Raw genomic sequence first — 16,778 nt, 5'->3', positions numbered from 1 at the left:
CCGTCATGAACCCAGCGGACCATCTGCATCAAAATATCCTGGAAAACATGCGCGACGGGGTGATGGCCCTGGATTTCCAAGGCCGGGTCACCCTGTTCAACCCGGCTGCCTCGGATATCCTGGGCCTGGACCGGGACCGGGTGCGCGGCCGAACCTTTGCCGAAGTCTTTTTGTGCATGGACGAGGCCAACGACGAGTTCAACCAGGTGGTGCTGGATGCGGTCTTTGAAAAGGCCGTGGGCCGACAGGAGACCGTGGATTTTATCCGTCCCGGCGGGGCACGAACGACCCTCTCCCTGACCTCGTCCTATCTGCGCGGTGAAGAGGACGACCAGGCCCGTGGCGTGATCCTGGTCTTTTCAGACATCACGGCCCTGAAGACCCTGCAGGAGCAGGAGCGGGAAAACAGCCGCAAGCTGGCCCGGGCCTACACCGACCTGGAAGAATCCAACGCCCGCCTGACCCAGACCTTGAAGCGGGCCCAAGTTGTGCGCATTCTGGCCACCCTGGGCGTGATTCTCTTTTTCGTCGGCTTGGGAGTCGTTTACTTTCAGGGCTTCTCCTCGCTCAAGTCCCTGCCCGGCCTGACCTCTCCAAGCCCGGTCTCGGACGCTCCGACCCGGCAGGTGCATACGGTGCGCACCCAGCCCCTGACGGCCACCATTTCCCTGTCCGGTCGGCTCCAGCCGGTGGAGGAGATCGTGGTCTCCGCGCCCTTTGACGCCCGAATTCTGGAAAACCATTTTATTTTCGGCCAGAGGGTGCGCCAGGGCGATCTGTTGCTGGTGCTGGACGTATCCGAGTTGGAGGTCAAGCTGCGCGAGGCCCGGGGCTCCCGGATCAAGGCCGCGCAAAAATACGCCGAACTGCGCGACTGGGACAACGGCCAGGAAATGGCTCGGGCCCGGCGCAGCGTGGAGCGGGCCGAGAACAAGCTGGAGACCGACCGCCGCAAGTTGGAGGAAAGCGAGTTGCTCTATTCCCGCGGACTGATCCCGGCCAATGAGTTGGACACCGCCAAACAGCAGGTTCAGTCATCCACCACGGACCTCATCGCCAGCCGGGAAGATATGGCCTCCACCCGGGACAAAGGCAATCCGGACAACGTGATGATCGCCCGCATGGAACTGGACAACGCGGAGATGCGTCTTGCCGAACTGGAAAGCCAGATGGCCCAGGCCCGGGTGCTGGCACCGGCCTCCGGAGTGGTGGTTCGGCCTACGGTGGAGGAGGACAAGAAGACCTCCCTGGACCGGGGAGCACGGGTCACGACCGGAACCGCCCTGCTGGCCTTGGGCGATCTGAGCGGGCTGCGGGTGCTGACCAAGGTGGACGAGGTGGACATCGGCAAGCTCGCCGTAGGCCAGAAGGTCACGGCCAGGGGCGACGCCTTTCCCGGCCTGACCTTGTCCGGCCTGGTGGCCCACATCTCGGCCCAGGCCACCGGCGGAAGCGGGCACCAGGCCCCGACCTTCGACGTCCAGATCACCATCCCGGAACTGATCCCGGAGGCCGAGGAGGTGGTCCGCGTGGGCATGAGCGCGGACCTGGAGGTCCTGGTCCACGACAACCCCGCGGCCCTGCTCCTCCCCCTGCGTCTCGTCCGCGCCCAGCGCGGCCAGACCTTGGTCCGGGTGCTTTTGGACAACGACCAGATCGAGGAACGTGAAGTCCAGACCGGAATGACCACGCTCAGCGCCGTGGAAATTCTCTCCGGCCTGCAAGTGGAAGATCGATTGGTGGATTGGTAATCATGTCCCTGTTCAAGCTGGAGAATATTCGCAAGTCCTTCACCTTGGGGCCGGTTCAGGTGGAGGTGCTCAAGGGGGTGGATCTGGAGGTGGGGGCCGGGGAGTTGCTGTCCATCATGGGCACGTCCGGGTGCGGCAAGTCCACCCTGATGAACGTGATCGGGTTCCTGGACCAGCCGACATCGGGCCGCTACCTGCTGGAGGGCCGGGAAACCTCTTCCTTGTCTGACCGGGAGCTGTCCACCATCCGTAACCGGAAAATCGGCTTCGTCTTTCAGCAGTTCAATCTGCTGGGCCGACTCACGGCCCTGGAAAACGTCTGCCTGCCTCTGATTTATCGGGGCATGGCCGAGCGGGAGCAACGCCGGATCGCCCGGGAAATGCTGGAGCGGGTGGGCATGGCCGAGCGGGCCGGACACAAGCCCACGGAGCTGTCCGGGGGCCAGCAGCAGCGGGTGGCCATTGCCCGGGCCCTGGCCGGATCGCCGTCCATCATCCTGGCCGACGAACCCACCGGGGCCCTGGACACCCAGGTGGGCCAGGACATCATGAACCTGTTTCTGGAACTCAACGCCACCCAGAAGATTACCACCATCCTGATCACCCATGACCCGCACATCGCGGCCCAGTGCCGACGGGTGGTCCGAATGAAGGACGGGGTGATCGCGGAAAGCGGCGCTCAGGCGAGGACCACTCCATGATGCTCAAGGCCAATCTTCGGGAAGCCTCCCGGTCCCTGATCGCCGCCAAGCAGCGCTCCATCCTGGCCCTACTGGGCATCGTCATCGGCATCGGCTCGGTGATCGCCCTGGTCTCCACCGGGGCTCTGGCCCAGCGCGAAACCCTGCGTCAGTTCATGGAAATGGGCACGGACATCATCTCCATCCAGATGGAGCAGGGCCGGGGAGAGCGGAGCAGCAGCCCGGTCGGCTTTACCCTGGAGGAGGCGCTGGAATTGCCGGAGCGGTTGGCCACGATCCGGACCGTGGCTCCGTACGTCTCGGCCTTTGGCGAGCTGCGTCGCGAGGGTCAGCGGGTTTCCATCCCGCTGCTGGGCGTGACCGAATCCTTTTTTGATCTGAACAAGCTGGAGATGGAGCAGGGCCGGTTCATCTCGGACCTGGACGTGCTCATGTCCCATGCCGTGCTCGGCGGCAATCTGGCTAAACGGCTGCAAGGGCAGGGCATGATCCTGGGTATCGGGGAGCACGTCTATTTCGACAACCGCAAACTGACCGTGGCCGGGATTCTGCGTCCCGCGGCCATGGGCGCCATGCGGCCCTACGAGGCCGGCGAGGGGCTGATGCTGCCCATCACCACGGTCCTGCGCGTCTCGCCGCAAAACACCATCCGCACGATCATGGCCCGGCTGGAGCCGGGAGTCACCGCCGGCCAAGCCACGGCCGAAGCCCGGGCCCACTTTTCCGAACAGCCTCGGCCCAAACAGATTCGGGTGACCAGCCCGGAACAGATCATCGAGCACATGGAGCGCCAGTCCCGGATGTTCACCCTGCTTTTGGGTGCCATTGGCAGCATCTCCCTGGTCGTGGGCGGAGTGGGGGTGATGAACGTCATGCTCGTCTCGGTCAGCGAGCGCCGCCGGGAGATCGGCATCCGCCGGGCCTTGGGCGCGCAGAAGCGGGACATCCAGTGGCAGTTCCTGATCGAGTCCGTGCTGCTCTCCCTGGTGGGCGGAATCCTGGGCATCATTATCGGCGTGGGTGCGTCCTACGGCATCGCCCATTACTCCGAATGGCAGTTCGAGCTGGTCCACGGAGCTCTGCTCCTGGGCGTCGGCGTCTCCGCGGCCGTGGGCATCTTCTTCGGCTACTACCCGGCTCGCCAGGCCGCGGCCCTGAACCCCATCCAGGCCCTGCGGGCGGAGTGAAGATCCTGATACGGCGACGGAGCCGGATCAGGCCTCCATGTTCAAATGGCCACCGACGTGTTCAAAAGACGGGGATTGCTTGGCGACGAGATAGATATACACGCAGTAGGGTGACAAACAGGAATGTCGGGATAAAGGCGGACAATGCGCAAGATTGAATTGGCCTCGTGGGCAAGGGCGGATATATTTTACTACTTCAGCCGGATGGAATTCCCCTATTTCGCGCTGACCGTGGAGGTCGAGGTGGGGGCCTGCCTGGAATACATGAAAGCTCAGAACATTCCGAGCTATCTTGGAATGATTTTTCTGGTTTCCAAGGCACTCAACGCCGTCGAAGAACTTCGGGTGCGAGTCGTGGGTGATGAGGTTCTGCTTTTTGACGTGGTTCATCCGTCCTTCACGGTGCAGACCACGGACGGCAAGCTCAATTTTTGCCGTGGACGCCATGTGGATGAGATAATGCGTTTTCTGGAGATCAACACACCCATTAAGGAAGATGCGCAGCGCGGCGTAAAGCAGGGGGGGCTTGATCCCGACAATGCGGATCTGATCTACATCAGTTGCCTGCCTTGGCTCCATTTCACATCCCTCATCAATCCCGTGCCCCTCAAACCGGCGGACTCGTTTCCGCGCATTGTCTGGGGCCGTTTCATGAACCGCGGTCATGGACATGCCATGTCCTTGAACGTTCAAATTCACCATGGCTTGGCGGATGGCCTGCATGTCTCGGATTTTATCAGCAAGCTCCAGGCCTTTTGTTCAGTCCCTGAATCAGGTTTTTCCCCAGAGCCGTCAGCCGACTAAATCGGCTTGGACGCCATACGCCAAAGCTCACGTATCACGCCCACGTCGCCTGCCAGCACACCTCCGGCATGTCGCCATAAATCCAGCCCAACAGATTCCCCGTATTCGTGCTGGTCTTCATGATATGGACCGAGCCGTCGCCCCCTCCTCCCAATAATGTGGGCATCGCCACCGATGTTGGCGCGAACATGGTTGTCAAGGGGCTTGGCGTTTTTTTTCACCATATTGATTTAACAGGTTTTCGTGTTTGGCATCCTTCGTGTAAAGAGAGTGTAGTTGGCGCACGATACGCCGCCTGGGGATGCAACGACATCCTTCGCACCTTTAATTTGCAGAGGAGATTGAAAATGAGAAAACTGTTCCTGACCGCGTCCCAGACCCTGGGACCGGCCGGCCCTGTTGGTCATGGCAGCACCCAACCTTCATGCCGCCATCCACGGCACCTAAATCGATTGCATCCACTGCTGCCCCCACTTTGTGGTCTCGATTGCCACGAGTAGGCTCTTGCCATCAACCATACGAAGGAAAAACATCCCCGTCCGCGCCGGACAGTGAGGTTCTTTTGAGCTGAACTCGTAAGATGTCATATTTGTCAAAAAAAGGAGATAGTGATGCGAAAGAAAATGATAAATCTTGTTGTTTGTGCCATCATTTTGTGTATTCCAGTCGTGTCATCCGCAGCATCAACAGCACTGGAGCGGGCTTTCAACAGATGCATGGAAGGCTGCGTCGAACTTGATGATGCAGTTTGCAAACAATGCTGTGAAAAGGCTTTTGAGCCTGTAATATTGCGCTGTCGATTGCAATTCATTGAATGCATAAATGCTTGCAAAAATGATAATATGTGCAGGAATAACTGCATCTATAAAACCAAGGACTGCGGCAGCGGCGCAAAAGGTGAGCATGTTTGCCCATGATTGGAAAAATGGAGCAACAGGAAGGAGAAACGTCATGCGCAAGCGAAGCGAAGCGGAAAGCTGGACGGTGCCAATTTCAGCGAAGCCAGGTCTTGGTTTGACAATGACCTCACATGCGCCGCTCCTTCCATTGGAGGCTGTTATGACCAATGCTCACCCGGTGGAGTATGCCATTGATGGCAGCCCCTACTCATGCTTCTCTGGATGGCGTGTATTGGACTATAGATACGAGAAGAGACGATTGAAATGACAACCCTGCTTTTGTGCATCGGCCTGCTTGTCCTGGGCTACTTCACCTACGGAAAGGTGGTGGAGCGTGTTTTCGGTCCGGACTCCAGCCGTCCGACCCCCTGTTCCACCATGGCCGACGGCGTGGACTACGCCTCCATGCCCACCTGGAAGGTCTTTTTCATCCAACTCCTGGACATCGCCGGGATCGGGCCGATCTTCGGGCCGATCCTGGGCGCGCTTTACGGGCCCATAGCCCTGGTCTGGATCGTCGTGGGCGCGATTTTCGCGGGCGCGGTGCATGATTATCTCAGCGGGATGCTTTCGGTGCGCAACAAGGGGGCGTCCATTCCAGAGGTGGTGGGGTTGTTCCTGGGACACCGCGCCCGCTGGGTGATGCGTTTCTTTTCCCTGTTGCTGCTGTTGCTGGTGGGCGTGGTCTTCGTCCTCAGTCCGGCCCAGCTTCTGGGCAGTCTGACCGGCCTGAACGTTCAGTTCCTGGTGGCCTGCATCTTCGGGTATTATTTCCTGGCCACCATCCTGCCCATCGACAAGATCATCGGCCGTTTGTACCCCTTTTTCGGCGCGCTCTTGCTGTTCATGACCCTCGGCGTGCTCATTGGTATGGCCCTGGGCGAGGCTCCGGTTCTGCCGAATCTGGACATTACCGTGAACACGCATCCGCAAGGCCTGCCCATCTGGCCGCTGCTCTTCATCACCCTGTCCTGCGGGGCCATCAGCGGGTTTCATTCCACCCAATCACCGCTGATGGCCCGCTGCATCCGTAATGAATCCAGCGGGCGGCTGGTGTTCTACGGAGCGATGATCGCCGAGGGGATCATCGCCCTGGTCTGGGCCGCGGCTGGAATGACGCTGTTTTACGGGCCAGAGGCCCTCTTTCAGGTCATTCAAAGCGGCACGCCCTCCCTGGTGGTGGAACAGGTCTGCCGCACCTTGCTCGGTCCGGTGGGCGGGTTCCTGGCCATCCTGGGCGTGATCGTCCTGCCGGTCACCTCCGGGGACACGGCCTTTCGGTCCTGCCGCCTGATCATCGCGGAAACGCTCAGCCTCAGCCAGACCCGGACTGTAAAAAGGTTGGCTTTGGCCGTTCCGCTGTTTATCGCGGCCTTTCTTGTCTCCACCCAGGACTTCCTGATCATCTGGCGCTATTTCGGCTGGAGCAACCAGACCCTGGCCATGCTGGTGCTCTGGTCCGCGGCCATTTTTCTGCGACAGCAGGCCAAATGCCATTGGATCGCCACGCTTCCGGCCCTGTTCATGACCGCGGTAACCGTTTCCTTCATCCTGCAGGCCCCCATAGGCTTTCATTTGCCGCCGGGCCTTTCCAACCTGGCCGGCCTGGTGGCGGCGTTCCTGACCCTGGTTGCGTTGCTGCGCCGGCCCCGGCAGCCCCGACGGCAGGGGAACCGTGGGTAGCACGGCAGCGAAGCTTCATGGCTCAACAAGACCGGGCCGACTCCCGTCGGGACTCCGTTCCGCGATGACGAAAAGGAGCACCTCGATAGCGAGTTCTCCCGGTCGTCTCTGCGGTGCAGCCCTGCTGACCGTCATGTCCCCGTTCACCGCCGAGGTCCAGACCATGTTCAGCAGCGGCCTGAGTGCCCTGGTCGGTGCAAAACAGACCGCGCCAGTCGATCCGCCAGTATCGTTGGCAGTGCCAACGGAGTGGACGCAAACAATGAGTCTTGTATTGATTGGCATTTTGTAATACTCGGATTTTTTTGTTTTTTATTGTGGCATGGATCGTGCTTGTAGGAAAGCATCATCAACATCCAACCACGGAGGAACGTCATGAAAAAAATGTGGAGAAAGATTTTCACAACAGCGGCCCTGGCCTGCCTGCTCTGCCTGACCGGACTGGCCATCTCCGATGAAGCCCATGCCCAGAGGTTCCTGGACAATGGGAACGGTACGGTGACGGATACGCGTACGAGATTGGTGTGGGTCAAAAATCCGGACCAGTTTCCAAAAATGAATTGGTTCGACGCGGAAACGGCCTGCTCTTCAGCCAGCGTGGGCGGCATTGGAGGTTGGCGTTTGCCCACAATGCAAGAGCTTATAGAACTGGTAACCGCCATTCAATCGGAAAGCCCTTTTTCAAAAGTCCGGCCCGTCTATTGGTCCAGTTCGATCAGCCCTGACAGTGACGACGAGGCTGCCTTTGTTACGTCTTCCGGTTTGACCCTGCATGCGCCCAAACGCAGCTATTACTTTTCTGTCTGGCCTGTACGGTGATCGCAATTTTTTTTCTTAATTGTCCAAGTGCTTAGGAAGCTGAACCGAATGCCTCCCCGGCCAAGGCTTTCTGTCCGGGAAATCAAGTCGCGGTGGCTTGTCGGTCTTGAAAGGCTAATAGCTTGAAATTGATTTATTTTTTGCAGTTTTGCTGTATATGTTTTGACAATCTAATGCAGTCTTGCTGTAGAAAGCTGGTCGAAAAACACAGTGGCGGATTCCCGCCTTTTTATGGTCCCTGACCGTTGATCAAAGGAGCAACGTATGCAAGCTTTTTTGGAAAGAGGTCACTGCAAAAAGTCTGAAAACATATTTTCTGGACGTAAAGATAAATTACAAGATTCTGTTTTGATTCAACAATCAGCTTTCAACAAGTTTGGTGCAAAATGACTTTATGCATTAAGCTCTTGAAATGCCTCCTGTTGGTTTTGGCCGTGGGTATTGCCACTCTCCAGGCCTCCGGCCCTGTTTTTGGGCGCACACCTCCGAAGCCTGCCACCGAGACCACACGGGCGGCCAATGCCGCAGTGTACCAACAATTGCCTTTTGCCGACACCCAGGACTTTGAGGACGCTCAACGCGGGTTCATTGGTCGCCCGGAGACGTTGACCGTCCGGGACGCCACCGGAAAACTGGTCTGGGATCTGGAAAGCTACAAGCAGTTCATCACGTTGGAAGCCGAAGCTCCAGACACCGTCAATCCGAGCCTGTGGCGCATCTCCCAACTGAACATGCTCTACGGGCTGTTCCAGGTTACGGATCGCATCTACCAGGTCCGGGGCTACGACATTTCCAACATTACCTTCATCCAGGGCGACACGGGCTGGATCGTCATGGATCCGCTCATCACCACCGAGATGGCCCGCGCCGCGTTGGAGCTGGTTACCACCCATCTGGGAGAACGCCCCATTACCGGCATCATCTACAGCCACCCCCATGTGGATCACTACGGCGGGGCGCGAGGCATCGTGGACGAGGCCACCGCGGCGCGGATACCCATCGTGGCCCCGGAAGGGTTCATGGAACATGCGATCAGCGAGAACGTCATCGCCGGCAACGCCATGAGCCGCCGGGCCATGTACATGTTCGGGCCGTTTCTGCCCCGCGACGTCCGGGGCGGGGTGGGTTCCGGACTGGGGATGACCACCTCCACAGGTTCCCAAAGCCTGATCCCCCCCACGATTTCCGTCGGGACAACGGGCCAAGAGCTGGTCATCGACGGGGTGCGCATGGTCTTCCAAATGACCCCGGACACCGAGGCCCCGGTGGAAATGAACACGTGGTTTCCGGATCAGAAGGCCATGTGGATGGCAGAAAACGTGACCGCCACCATGCACAACATCCTCACCCTGCGCGGCGCGCAGGTCCGGGACGCCCTGGGCTGGGCCTGGTATCTCAACGAGGCCATTGAGCTATTCGGCTCGGAAATGGAGGTTGTCTTCCAAAGTCACCACTGGCCGGTCTGGGGCAACGCCCGGGCCGTGGACAAGCTCAGGAAGCACCGGGATGTTTACAAATACATGCACGACCAGACGCTCAACCTGATGAACAAGGGCTATACGGGCGAGGAAATCGGCGAGATGCTGGAATTGCCCCCGGAGCTGGAACAAAACTGGTCCACCCGTGGATATTACGGAACCCTCAGACACAATGTCCGGGCCATTTATCAGCGCTACATGGGCTGGTACGACGGCAATCCGGCCAATCTGAACAACCTCCCGCCGGTCCCGGCGGCTCGCAAATACGTCGAGTACATGGGGGGCGAGGCGGCTACTGTGCAGCGGGCCCGGGCCGACTTCGCGCGGGGGGAATACCGCTGGGTGGCCGAGGTTCTGAAGCACGTCGTCTTCGCCAACCCGGACAACCAGGAGGCCAGGGAGCTGCAGGCCGACGCCTTTGAGCAGATGGGCTACCAGGCTGAATCCGGTCCCTGGCGCTCCGTGTACCTGCAAGCCGCCCTGGAGCTGCGCGACGGCATTCCGAACATTCCCGGCGGCAGCGCCACAAGAAGCCCGGACGTACTCCGGGCCATGACGCCAAATATGCTTTTCGACTACCTGGCCGTGCGGCTCAACGGGCAACAAGCCATGGGCAAGACCATCGGCCTGAACATCACCTTCACCGACATGGCTCCGGGAAGCCAGGCTGCCTTCGGGCTGACCGTGAACAACGCGGTCCTCAACTACGGCCAACCCCTGGGCGCTCCCGACGTCGGGCTGACGCTGAACAAGTCCACCCTGGCCGCCATCATGCTGGGCCTGATGACCATGGAACAAGCCAAGGACCGCGGCTTGCTCGTCTTTACCGGACGCCCCGAGGCCTTTGCCGAATTCATGTCCCTGCTGGACACCTTTGCCCCGTTGTTCCCCATCGTCACGCCCCGGGATGAAGACTGTGGATGAGGACTGTGGATAAGGACTTTTTCAACACTCAGGCAGGTCGGCCTGGTGGGTCGGTTGATGATTTCCTTAACAAACTCCCTCTCACAACCATCATAAGGAGAACGATCATGCTGTGGCTTAAAAAACCGATTACAACCTCGGTTATGGCCGTATTTCTTTTGCTGGGCTTGAGCACGCAGTCTGTCGCGATGGACAACTTGGAGGCCATCGACACGGTCCGGATGAACTTCAACGCCGCCTCCATGGCGTCCGACGCCTTGGCCGTGGCGGATCTGTTGGACAAAGACGCTGTCTGGGCGCCGCCCGGCCAGGTAGCCATTCTCGGGAGAGAGGCCATCAAGGCCTTTTACGTCAATCGTTTCACGGACAAGAGAACGGTCATCACCCTGCATCCGGGCGCGATCCAGTTGATGGGCGACTGGGCCGTGCTGCACTCGACCTTTTCCAGGCTCGACGCCGACCGCCTGAACCGGGAAGAGCAGACCTACGCGGGCAACTACCTGTGGATTTTGCGAAAGCAGCCGGACGGCGCATGGAAAGTGGCGTATGACATCTGGAATGAGGTTGCTGACGAGTAGCTGTTGGCTTAATACTACAGCGAAACTTTTGTTTTCTCCGTCCGAGGAAGCTTCGGCATGTTCATTCTTTTTTATTCTGGAACTACGGAAATGGTATTCTTTAACTAGGATTTACCGAGATTTCAGCAATCCTGAAGGGATTTAATCGTATAGCCGGTGGTTTCAACCACCGGGAGATGATAATTACAGGGTGCGAGTCCTGAAGGGACGATATTTCATGCTGAAATAATAGAAAAAAATGTCGTCCCTTCAGGACTAGCCAAATTAATCCCCCCCAATCCGGTGGTTGAAACCACCGGCTATACGATTTCTCCCTTTCAGGGAGATGAATCAAAATGCCACACGGCCTTCCCTGGAAACTGTACAGAGTAATCAAGGTCGAGAAATGTTACCACCAAGATACCAGAATGTCTCCTGATTCAACTTCAATGTCCGTGATTGCTCTTAAACTTTCGCTGGAGAGTTAATACGTTTTAGGCAGCTGACTTGCCAATGATGCTTTTTCATTCAGTTCCCGCCTGAACCATACCCGGAAAAACCGCCATGAACGTTTTCTCATGCCTTGCAATCCGTACCCACGCCCCGAACCGAAGCGACTTTGCCCGGAGGGATTCTCGGCACTTTCATCAAACCGCCGTCCCAATCTTCTCGGTCCTTTCCTCGTTGTCCTTCCGGGCTTTCGCGGCACTGCTGTGCTGCCTGTTGTGCGCAACCGTGCCGGAGGCGGTAAGGGCTGAAGAGAGGGCTTCGCGCCTTGTCCGGTTCATCCCCCACTGGTCGCCCCAGGCCCAGTTCGCCGGGTACTACGTGGCCAAGGACAAGGGTTTTTACGCTCGCCGGGGGCTGGAGGTGGAGCTGTTGCGCGGCGGTCCGGACAATCCGGCCGGCCCGGCCCTGGCCCAGGGCCGGGCCGAGTTCGCTTCCATGTTCCTGTCCGGGGGGCTGGAGTTGCGTTCCAGGGGCGTACCGGCGGTCAACATCGGGCAGATCGTCCAGCGCTCCGCCCTGATGTTGGTGGCCAAGAAGAGCAGCGGTATCCTTTCGCCCATTGATCTGGACGGTAAACGCGTCTCGGTCTGGCCGGAGTTCCAGGCCCAGCCCCTGGCTTTTTTCCGGCGCTACCACATGAACGTGACCGTCATCCCCCAGGGCTACACCCTGAATTTGTTCCTGATGGGCGGCGTGGATGCGGCCTCGGCCATGTGGTACAACGAATACAACACCCTCATCCATGCCGGGATCAATGAAAACGAGCTGAGCGTGTTCTTTCTGGCCGACTACGGGGCCAATTTTCCGGAAGACGGGCTGTACTGCCTGGAGAGCCTGGTGCGCGACGATCCGGACCTGGTCCGGGATTTCGTGCGAGCCTCCCTTGAAGGCTGGCTGTACGCCTTCGACCATCCGGAAGAGGCTCTGGACGCGGTCATGCTCCGCGTCCAGGAGGCCAATCTGCCCACCAACCGGGTTCATCAGCGCTGGATGCTGGCCCGGATGCGGGACATCATCCTGCCCGAGGGCGGGAACATCCCCCTGGGCCGGCTGGAAGAGCAGGATTACGAGCTGGTGGCGACCGAGCTGTTCGAGACCGGTGTAATCACGCACATCGCGCCCTTCAGGAGTTTTTATGACCCGCGTTTCTCCGCCGAGTAGAAAACAGCGCCTGTCCTTTCGCCTGGCCCTGTTCATCCTGACCAGCACGACCCTGATTTTTCTGGTCGCCTTTGGCTACAACTACCATTATTCCAAGCAACTGGTGCTGAAGAACGTCCAGGAAAACGCCGCCAATCTGACCCGCTCCCTGGTGCATCAACTGGAAACCACGCTCAGCGGGGTGGAGCGCATGCCCCGCTTCCTGGCCCTGCACCTGGAATACGGGCAGCCCACGGAAATCGAGCTGCTGGCCATGCTCCGGGACGCCATTGAGGCCAATCCGGATATCTTCGGGACCACGGCGGCCTTTGAGCCCCATGCCATGGATCCTGACGAGCGCTATTACGCCCCCTATGTGTTTCGAGACGAGACCGGAGAGCTGATCTACACCAGCCTGGGCGGGGAGTCCTACCAGTACTTCGATTGGGACTGGTACAGCATCCCCCGACATCTGGATCGACCGGTTTGGAGCGAACCCTATTTCGACGAAGGCGGGGGCAACGTCCTGATGTCCACCTTCTCGGCTCCGTTTTATCGGCAAACCGATGCCGGCCGCGAGTTTCGCGGCGTGGTCACCGCGGACGTCTCCCTGGAAGCCCTGGTGGAACGAATCTCCTCCGTCTCCTTGTACGAAACCGGCTACGCCTTTCTGATCAGCCGCAACGGCAAGTTCGTGGCCCACCCGGACCAGCACCGGATCATGCGTCAGAGCGTGTTCAGCGTGGCCGAGGAAATGAACCTGCCCGAGCTGCGCCTGATCGGGCGGGAGATGATCCGGGGCCGGGAGGGATTCGCGGATTTCACCAGCGTACACACGGGCCGGGTCTCACTGCTGTATTTCGCGCCGGTGCCGTCCAGCGGCTGGTCCGTGGGGGTGATGATTCCCAGGGACGAGCTGTACGCGGACATACTTTCCCTGAACCATATCGTGCTGCTTATCGGCGCGGCGGGGTTTTCCATCCTCCTGCTGGTGGTGGCGGCCATTTCCCGGAGCATCACCAAGCCCCTGCGCACCCTGGTCGGGGCCACCAGGGAAATCGCCAAGGGCAATCTGGACGTGGCCCTGCCCAAGGCCCGGGTCAACGACGAGGTGGGTCAGCTTTCCGGCTCCGTGGACGCCATGCGCGTGGCGCTCAAGGAGTACATCACCAACCTGACCGAAACCACCAAGGCCCAGGAGCGCATCGAGAGCGAGCTGAAAATCGCTCGCAACATCCAGATGAACTTCCTGCCCAAGCAGTTTCCGCCGTTCCCGGACCGTCACGAGATGGATCTCTACGCGATCCTGGATTCGGCCAAGCATGTGGGCGGGGATCTTTATGACTTCTTCCTTTTGGACGAGGACCACCTGTTCTTCTCCGTGGGCGACGTCTCGGACAAGGGCGTGCCCGCGGCCCTGTTCATGGCCGTGACCAAAACGTTGATGAAAGGCATCGCCGAACAGGAGCCCGATCCCTCCAAGGTTCTGGCCCGGGTGAACAACGAGCTGTGCCTGGGCAACGACGCGGGCATGTTCGTCACCCTGTTCTGCGCGGTCCTGAATCTGCGCACCGGCCTGATGCGCTACTCCAATGCCGGTCACAACCGGCCGATTCTGCTGACCTCCGGCCAGCCGCCCCAGTGGCTGGACCTGCCTCCGGGACTCGTCCTGGGCGGCATGGAAGACATGCCGTTCCAGACCCGGGAAGTCCGACTCCAGCCCGGTGACGTCCTGCTGGCCTACACCGACGGGGTGACCGAGGCCTTTAATCCGGACCAGGAACTCTATTCCGACGACCGCCTGCTCCAGGAAACCAGTGCCAGAAGCGGGAAGCCTCCCAAGGAACTGGTGGGCGAGCTCCTGGAAACCGTCCGCGTCTTCTCCGGCACCGCCCCTCAGTCCGACGACATCACCCTGCTGGCGGTCCTGTACCGGGGCCCGTCCGGGCAAGCTTCCTGACGGGCTGGCAGGGCTTTGACGATTGAGGACAAGCCTGGAAGATGACCTGCTGGATTGGACAATGGATGGGTCGCGGATTCTCAGACAGGGGGCATGTCTTCATCATTTGGTCGCCTCGGCAATACCACAAGTCTTTGAAATTTTCCTTGACCGAGTATCGCACCCTATGTCGAGAACATTTTAAAACAGGCCAAGTTGAGAGGAAAACAAGATGAGTGACACTTTGCAAGACGTATCCCCACCCGCCCTCGTGAACGGCATTGAGAAGAACCTGTTTGATTTTCTGCCGCTGTTCGGCCTGTTGCCCCAGGCTGAAGTGCATGATGGCCCCGACCTGCTATGGTCGTTGACCAATGTCCCTTTTCCGGTATGCAACAGCATCCTCCGTGCGAATCTGGCTCCCGAAGCCGTGGACGGCGCTATTGAAGCAGCCATAGCCCGTGGCAAGGCCAGGAACGTGCCCATGCTGTGGTGGACCGGACCGGCCACGCGACCCGCTGATCTAGGGGTGTTTCTTGAAGCCCATGGTTTCCAGCGCCAGGAAGACGTGCCCGGCATGGCGATGGACTTGCGGCTCCTGCAATCGGACATTCCGGTCCCGCCGGGCTTTACTCTTGAGAAAGTCAACAATGCTGAAGCACTGAACCAGTGGCGTCACCCGTTTTCCGTGGGCTTCGGCATGCCTGATTTCGCGGTGGAAGCCCTGATGGATCTCTTCGAGCGGATCAGCTTTCAAGAACAACTGCCGCTCCACCACTATCTCGGTCGGCTGCACGGCGAACCCGTGGCCGCGGGCTCGGTGTATTTGGGGGCAGGCGTGGCCAGCGTATACAATGTCGTCACTGTCCCGCAAGCGCGACGGCAAGGCATTGGCACGCTGATCACCCTGGCCCTTTTGCGCGACGCCCTGGCCGCGGGATACCGGGTCGGGATTCTTCATACATCCACGATGGGGCTCAACGTCTATCGGCAACTGGGATTCCAGGAATACTGCACCATGAGTCAGTATCTGTGGTCGCCTGAACAGGAGTCGGGCGCGAACTAACTATGCCCCGCGTCAAGAATCTCGGCCTGTGGGCAGCGCTGCTCCCTGCCTCCGCCGTCTTGGCCGTGGGGTTGCAGTGGGCGTCGTTTCCAGCGGCCACCTTGCTCGGCCCGCTTCTGGCCGGGGTGGTCTTCGCCTTGGGCGGGGCGGGTCTGACGGTTCCCCGCTGGGCCTTTGCCGGGGCCCAGTCCGTGGTGGGGTGCATGGTGGCGATGAGCATGACCCCGGCCGTGCTGGCCGCCCTGGCTCTCAACTGGCCGGCAATTTTGCTGGCCATTTTTCAGGTCATCGTGTTCGGGGCCGTGGTGGGGCTTGGGTTGATGCGCTTCGGCACTTTGCCGGGAACCACCGCGGCCTGGGGCACGTCGCCGGGCGGGGCCGCGGCCATGACGGCCATGGCCGAATCCTTCGGCGCGGACATCCGCATGGTGGCCTTCATGCAGTACCTGCGGATCTTCGTGGTGGCGCTCACGGCATCGTCCGTCGCGCACCTGCTGCTGGGCGGTCTGGCCGCCGACCTTCCCGCGCCGGGCTGGTCGCCGGGCTTTGACGCGCCCCTGGTTCCCCTGGCGCAGACTCTGGCCCTGGTGGCCGCGGGGGTGGTCCTCGGTCGTTTGACGCGCATCCCGGGCGGAGCGCTGCTGCTGCCCATGGCGGCCGGAGCCGTGCTCAACTCCCTGGGGCTGATGCACATCACCCTGCCGCCATGGCTGCTCTGGAGCGCCTACGCAGGCCTGGGCTGGTACATCGGCCTGCGCTTCACGCCCCAGACCCTGGGCTACGCCCTGCGGGCCCTGCCCCAGATCCTGCTGGCCATCGTCGTTTTGATGGCCCTGTGCGGCGTCGCTGCCTGGACCCTGACCATCTGGGCCGGCGTGGACCCGCTGAGCGCCTACCTGGCCACCAGCCCCGGCGGCCTGGACATCGTGGCGATCATCGCCGCGGACAGCGGCTGCGACGTGGCCTTCGTGCTCTCCCTGCAAACCCTGCGTCTGTTCGCCGTGGTGCTCACCGGCCCGCTGATTGCCCGGCTTATTTGCCGGGTCAGCTGACAGCCCCTTGAAAAACTCCCAATTGCTGCGTCGCCGCGAAAAGTTCAAGCTCTCACGTATGAATAAATACGCTTCGACCTTGAGCTTGTTTTGCTTCTTGCACTTGGGGTTTTTGAACGGACTGTCGAATTAGGACGTTTTCAACACTCAGTTAGGGGGACGAGCGCGCCACCAGATCGCGCACCGCAGCGAAGTCCCGCTCCAACCGTGGAAGCAGGCTTCGAAGCTCGTCAAGGTCGTTGTTTCGGCCCGCGTCCTCCATTTTTTG

The 16,778-nt window shown here is 60.0% G+C and carries 15 protein-coding genes; all 15 read left to right on the top strand.

Annotated elements, in window-relative coordinates:
• The first annotated feature begins 5 nt into the window (after positions 1 to 5).
• The 15 genes from GY33_RS0100635 (at position 6) to GY33_RS0100575 (ending at position 16,510) form a co-directional block, all read left to right on the top strand.
• A complete protein-coding gene (locus GY33_RS0100635; protein WP_031385481.1) occupies positions 6 to 1,751 on the top strand; it encodes a PAS domain S-box protein in 1,746 nt (581 codons plus the stop codon).
• Positions 1,752 to 1,753: 2 nt separating this feature from the next.
• Positions 1,754 to 2,452: an ABC transporter ATP-binding protein gene (locus tag GY33_RS0100630; protein WP_031385480.1), complete on the top strand. Its 699-nt coding sequence runs from the start codon at positions 1,754 to 1,756 to the stop codon at positions 2,450 to 2,452.
• Positions 2,449 to 3,639 carry an ABC transporter permease gene (locus tag GY33_RS0100625; protein WP_031385479.1) on the top strand — a complete coding sequence of 397 codons (1,191 nt, stop codon included), beginning with the start codon at positions 2,449 to 2,451 and terminating at the stop codon, positions 3,637 to 3,639. Before GY33_RS0100630 ends, GY33_RS0100625 begins: the two co-directional genes overlap by 4 nt.
• Positions 3,640 to 3,783: 144 nt before the next feature.
• Positions 3,784 to 4,443 carry a CatA-like O-acetyltransferase gene (locus tag GY33_RS0100620; RefSeq protein ID WP_031385478.1) on the top strand — a complete coding sequence of 220 codons (660 nt, stop codon included), beginning with the start codon at positions 3,784 to 3,786 and terminating at the stop codon, positions 4,441 to 4,443.
• Positions 4,444 to 5,054: 611 nt separating this feature from the next.
• The gene (locus GY33_RS20795) at positions 5,055 to 5,360 is read left to right on the top strand and encodes a hypothetical protein (RefSeq protein ID WP_152555011.1); all 306 of its coding nucleotides are present in this window, start codon (positions 5,055 to 5,057) and stop codon (positions 5,358 to 5,360) included.
• Between the two features lie 34 nt (positions 5,361 to 5,394).
• Positions 5,395 to 5,610, top strand: coding sequence for a hypothetical protein (locus tag GY33_RS20790; protein WP_152555010.1), 216 nt, complete (start codon positions 5,395 to 5,397; stop codon positions 5,608 to 5,610).
• On the top strand, positions 5,607 to 7,025 hold the full coding sequence (locus GY33_RS0100610) for a carbon starvation CstA family protein (RefSeq protein ID WP_031385476.1): 1,419 nt from the start codon (positions 5,607 to 5,609) through the stop codon (positions 7,023 to 7,025). Before GY33_RS20790 ends, GY33_RS0100610 begins: the two co-directional genes overlap by 4 nt.
• 375 nt (positions 7,026 to 7,400) lie before the next feature.
• Positions 7,401 to 7,844, top strand: a complete 444-nt coding sequence (locus GY33_RS0100605; RefSeq protein WP_031385475.1) for an Lcl C-terminal domain-containing protein — start codon at positions 7,401 to 7,403, stop codon at positions 7,842 to 7,844.
• A gap of 264 nt (positions 7,845 to 8,108) precedes the next feature.
• Positions 8,109 to 8,234, top strand: coding sequence for a hypothetical protein (locus tag GY33_RS21755; RefSeq protein WP_268746616.1), 126 nt, complete (start codon positions 8,109 to 8,111; stop codon positions 8,232 to 8,234).
• On the top strand, positions 8,231 to 10,246 hold the full coding sequence (locus GY33_RS0100600) for an alkyl/aryl-sulfatase (RefSeq protein WP_035270942.1): 2,016 nt from the start codon (positions 8,231 to 8,233) through the stop codon (positions 10,244 to 10,246). Before GY33_RS21755 ends, GY33_RS0100600 begins: the two co-directional genes overlap by 4 nt.
• Before the next feature lie 107 nt (positions 10,247 to 10,353).
• Positions 10,354 to 10,824: a YybH family protein gene (locus tag GY33_RS0100595; RefSeq protein ID WP_031385473.1), complete on the top strand. Its 471-nt coding sequence runs from the start codon at positions 10,354 to 10,356 to the stop codon at positions 10,822 to 10,824.
• A gap of 543 nt (positions 10,825 to 11,367) precedes the next feature.
• Positions 11,368 to 12,474, top strand: a complete 1,107-nt coding sequence (locus tag GY33_RS0100590) for an ABC transporter substrate-binding protein (protein ID WP_051822147.1) — start codon at positions 11,368 to 11,370, stop codon at positions 12,472 to 12,474.
• Positions 12,449 to 14,413, top strand: a complete 1,965-nt coding sequence (locus GY33_RS0100585) for a SpoIIE family protein phosphatase (RefSeq protein ID WP_031385471.1) — start codon at positions 12,449 to 12,451, stop codon at positions 14,411 to 14,413. The genes GY33_RS0100590 and GY33_RS0100585 overlap by 26 nt, the downstream gene beginning before the upstream one ends.
• 211 nt (positions 14,414 to 14,624) lie before the next feature.
• Positions 14,625 to 15,458 carry a GNAT family N-acetyltransferase gene (locus tag GY33_RS0100580; RefSeq protein WP_051822146.1) on the top strand — a complete coding sequence of 278 codons (834 nt, stop codon included), beginning with the start codon at positions 14,625 to 14,627 and terminating at the stop codon, positions 15,456 to 15,458.
• A 2-nt stretch (positions 15,459 to 15,460) separates the two neighbouring features.
• Positions 15,461 to 16,510 carry an AbrB family transcriptional regulator gene (locus GY33_RS0100575; protein ID WP_031385469.1) on the top strand — a complete coding sequence of 350 codons (1,050 nt, stop codon included), beginning with the start codon at positions 15,461 to 15,463 and terminating at the stop codon, positions 16,508 to 16,510.
• Positions 16,511 to 16,778: the final 268 nt, after the last annotated feature.

Origin of the sequence: Desulfonatronum thiodismutans, from assembly GCF_000717475.1 — a bacterium.
GTDB classification, from domain to species: Bacteria; Desulfobacterota; Desulfovibrionia; order Desulfovibrionales; family Desulfonatronaceae; genus Desulfonatronum; species Desulfonatronum thiodismutans.
Note: the sequence above shows the minus strand (reverse complement) of the source record. Positions and strands in the feature narration are given on the sequence as shown.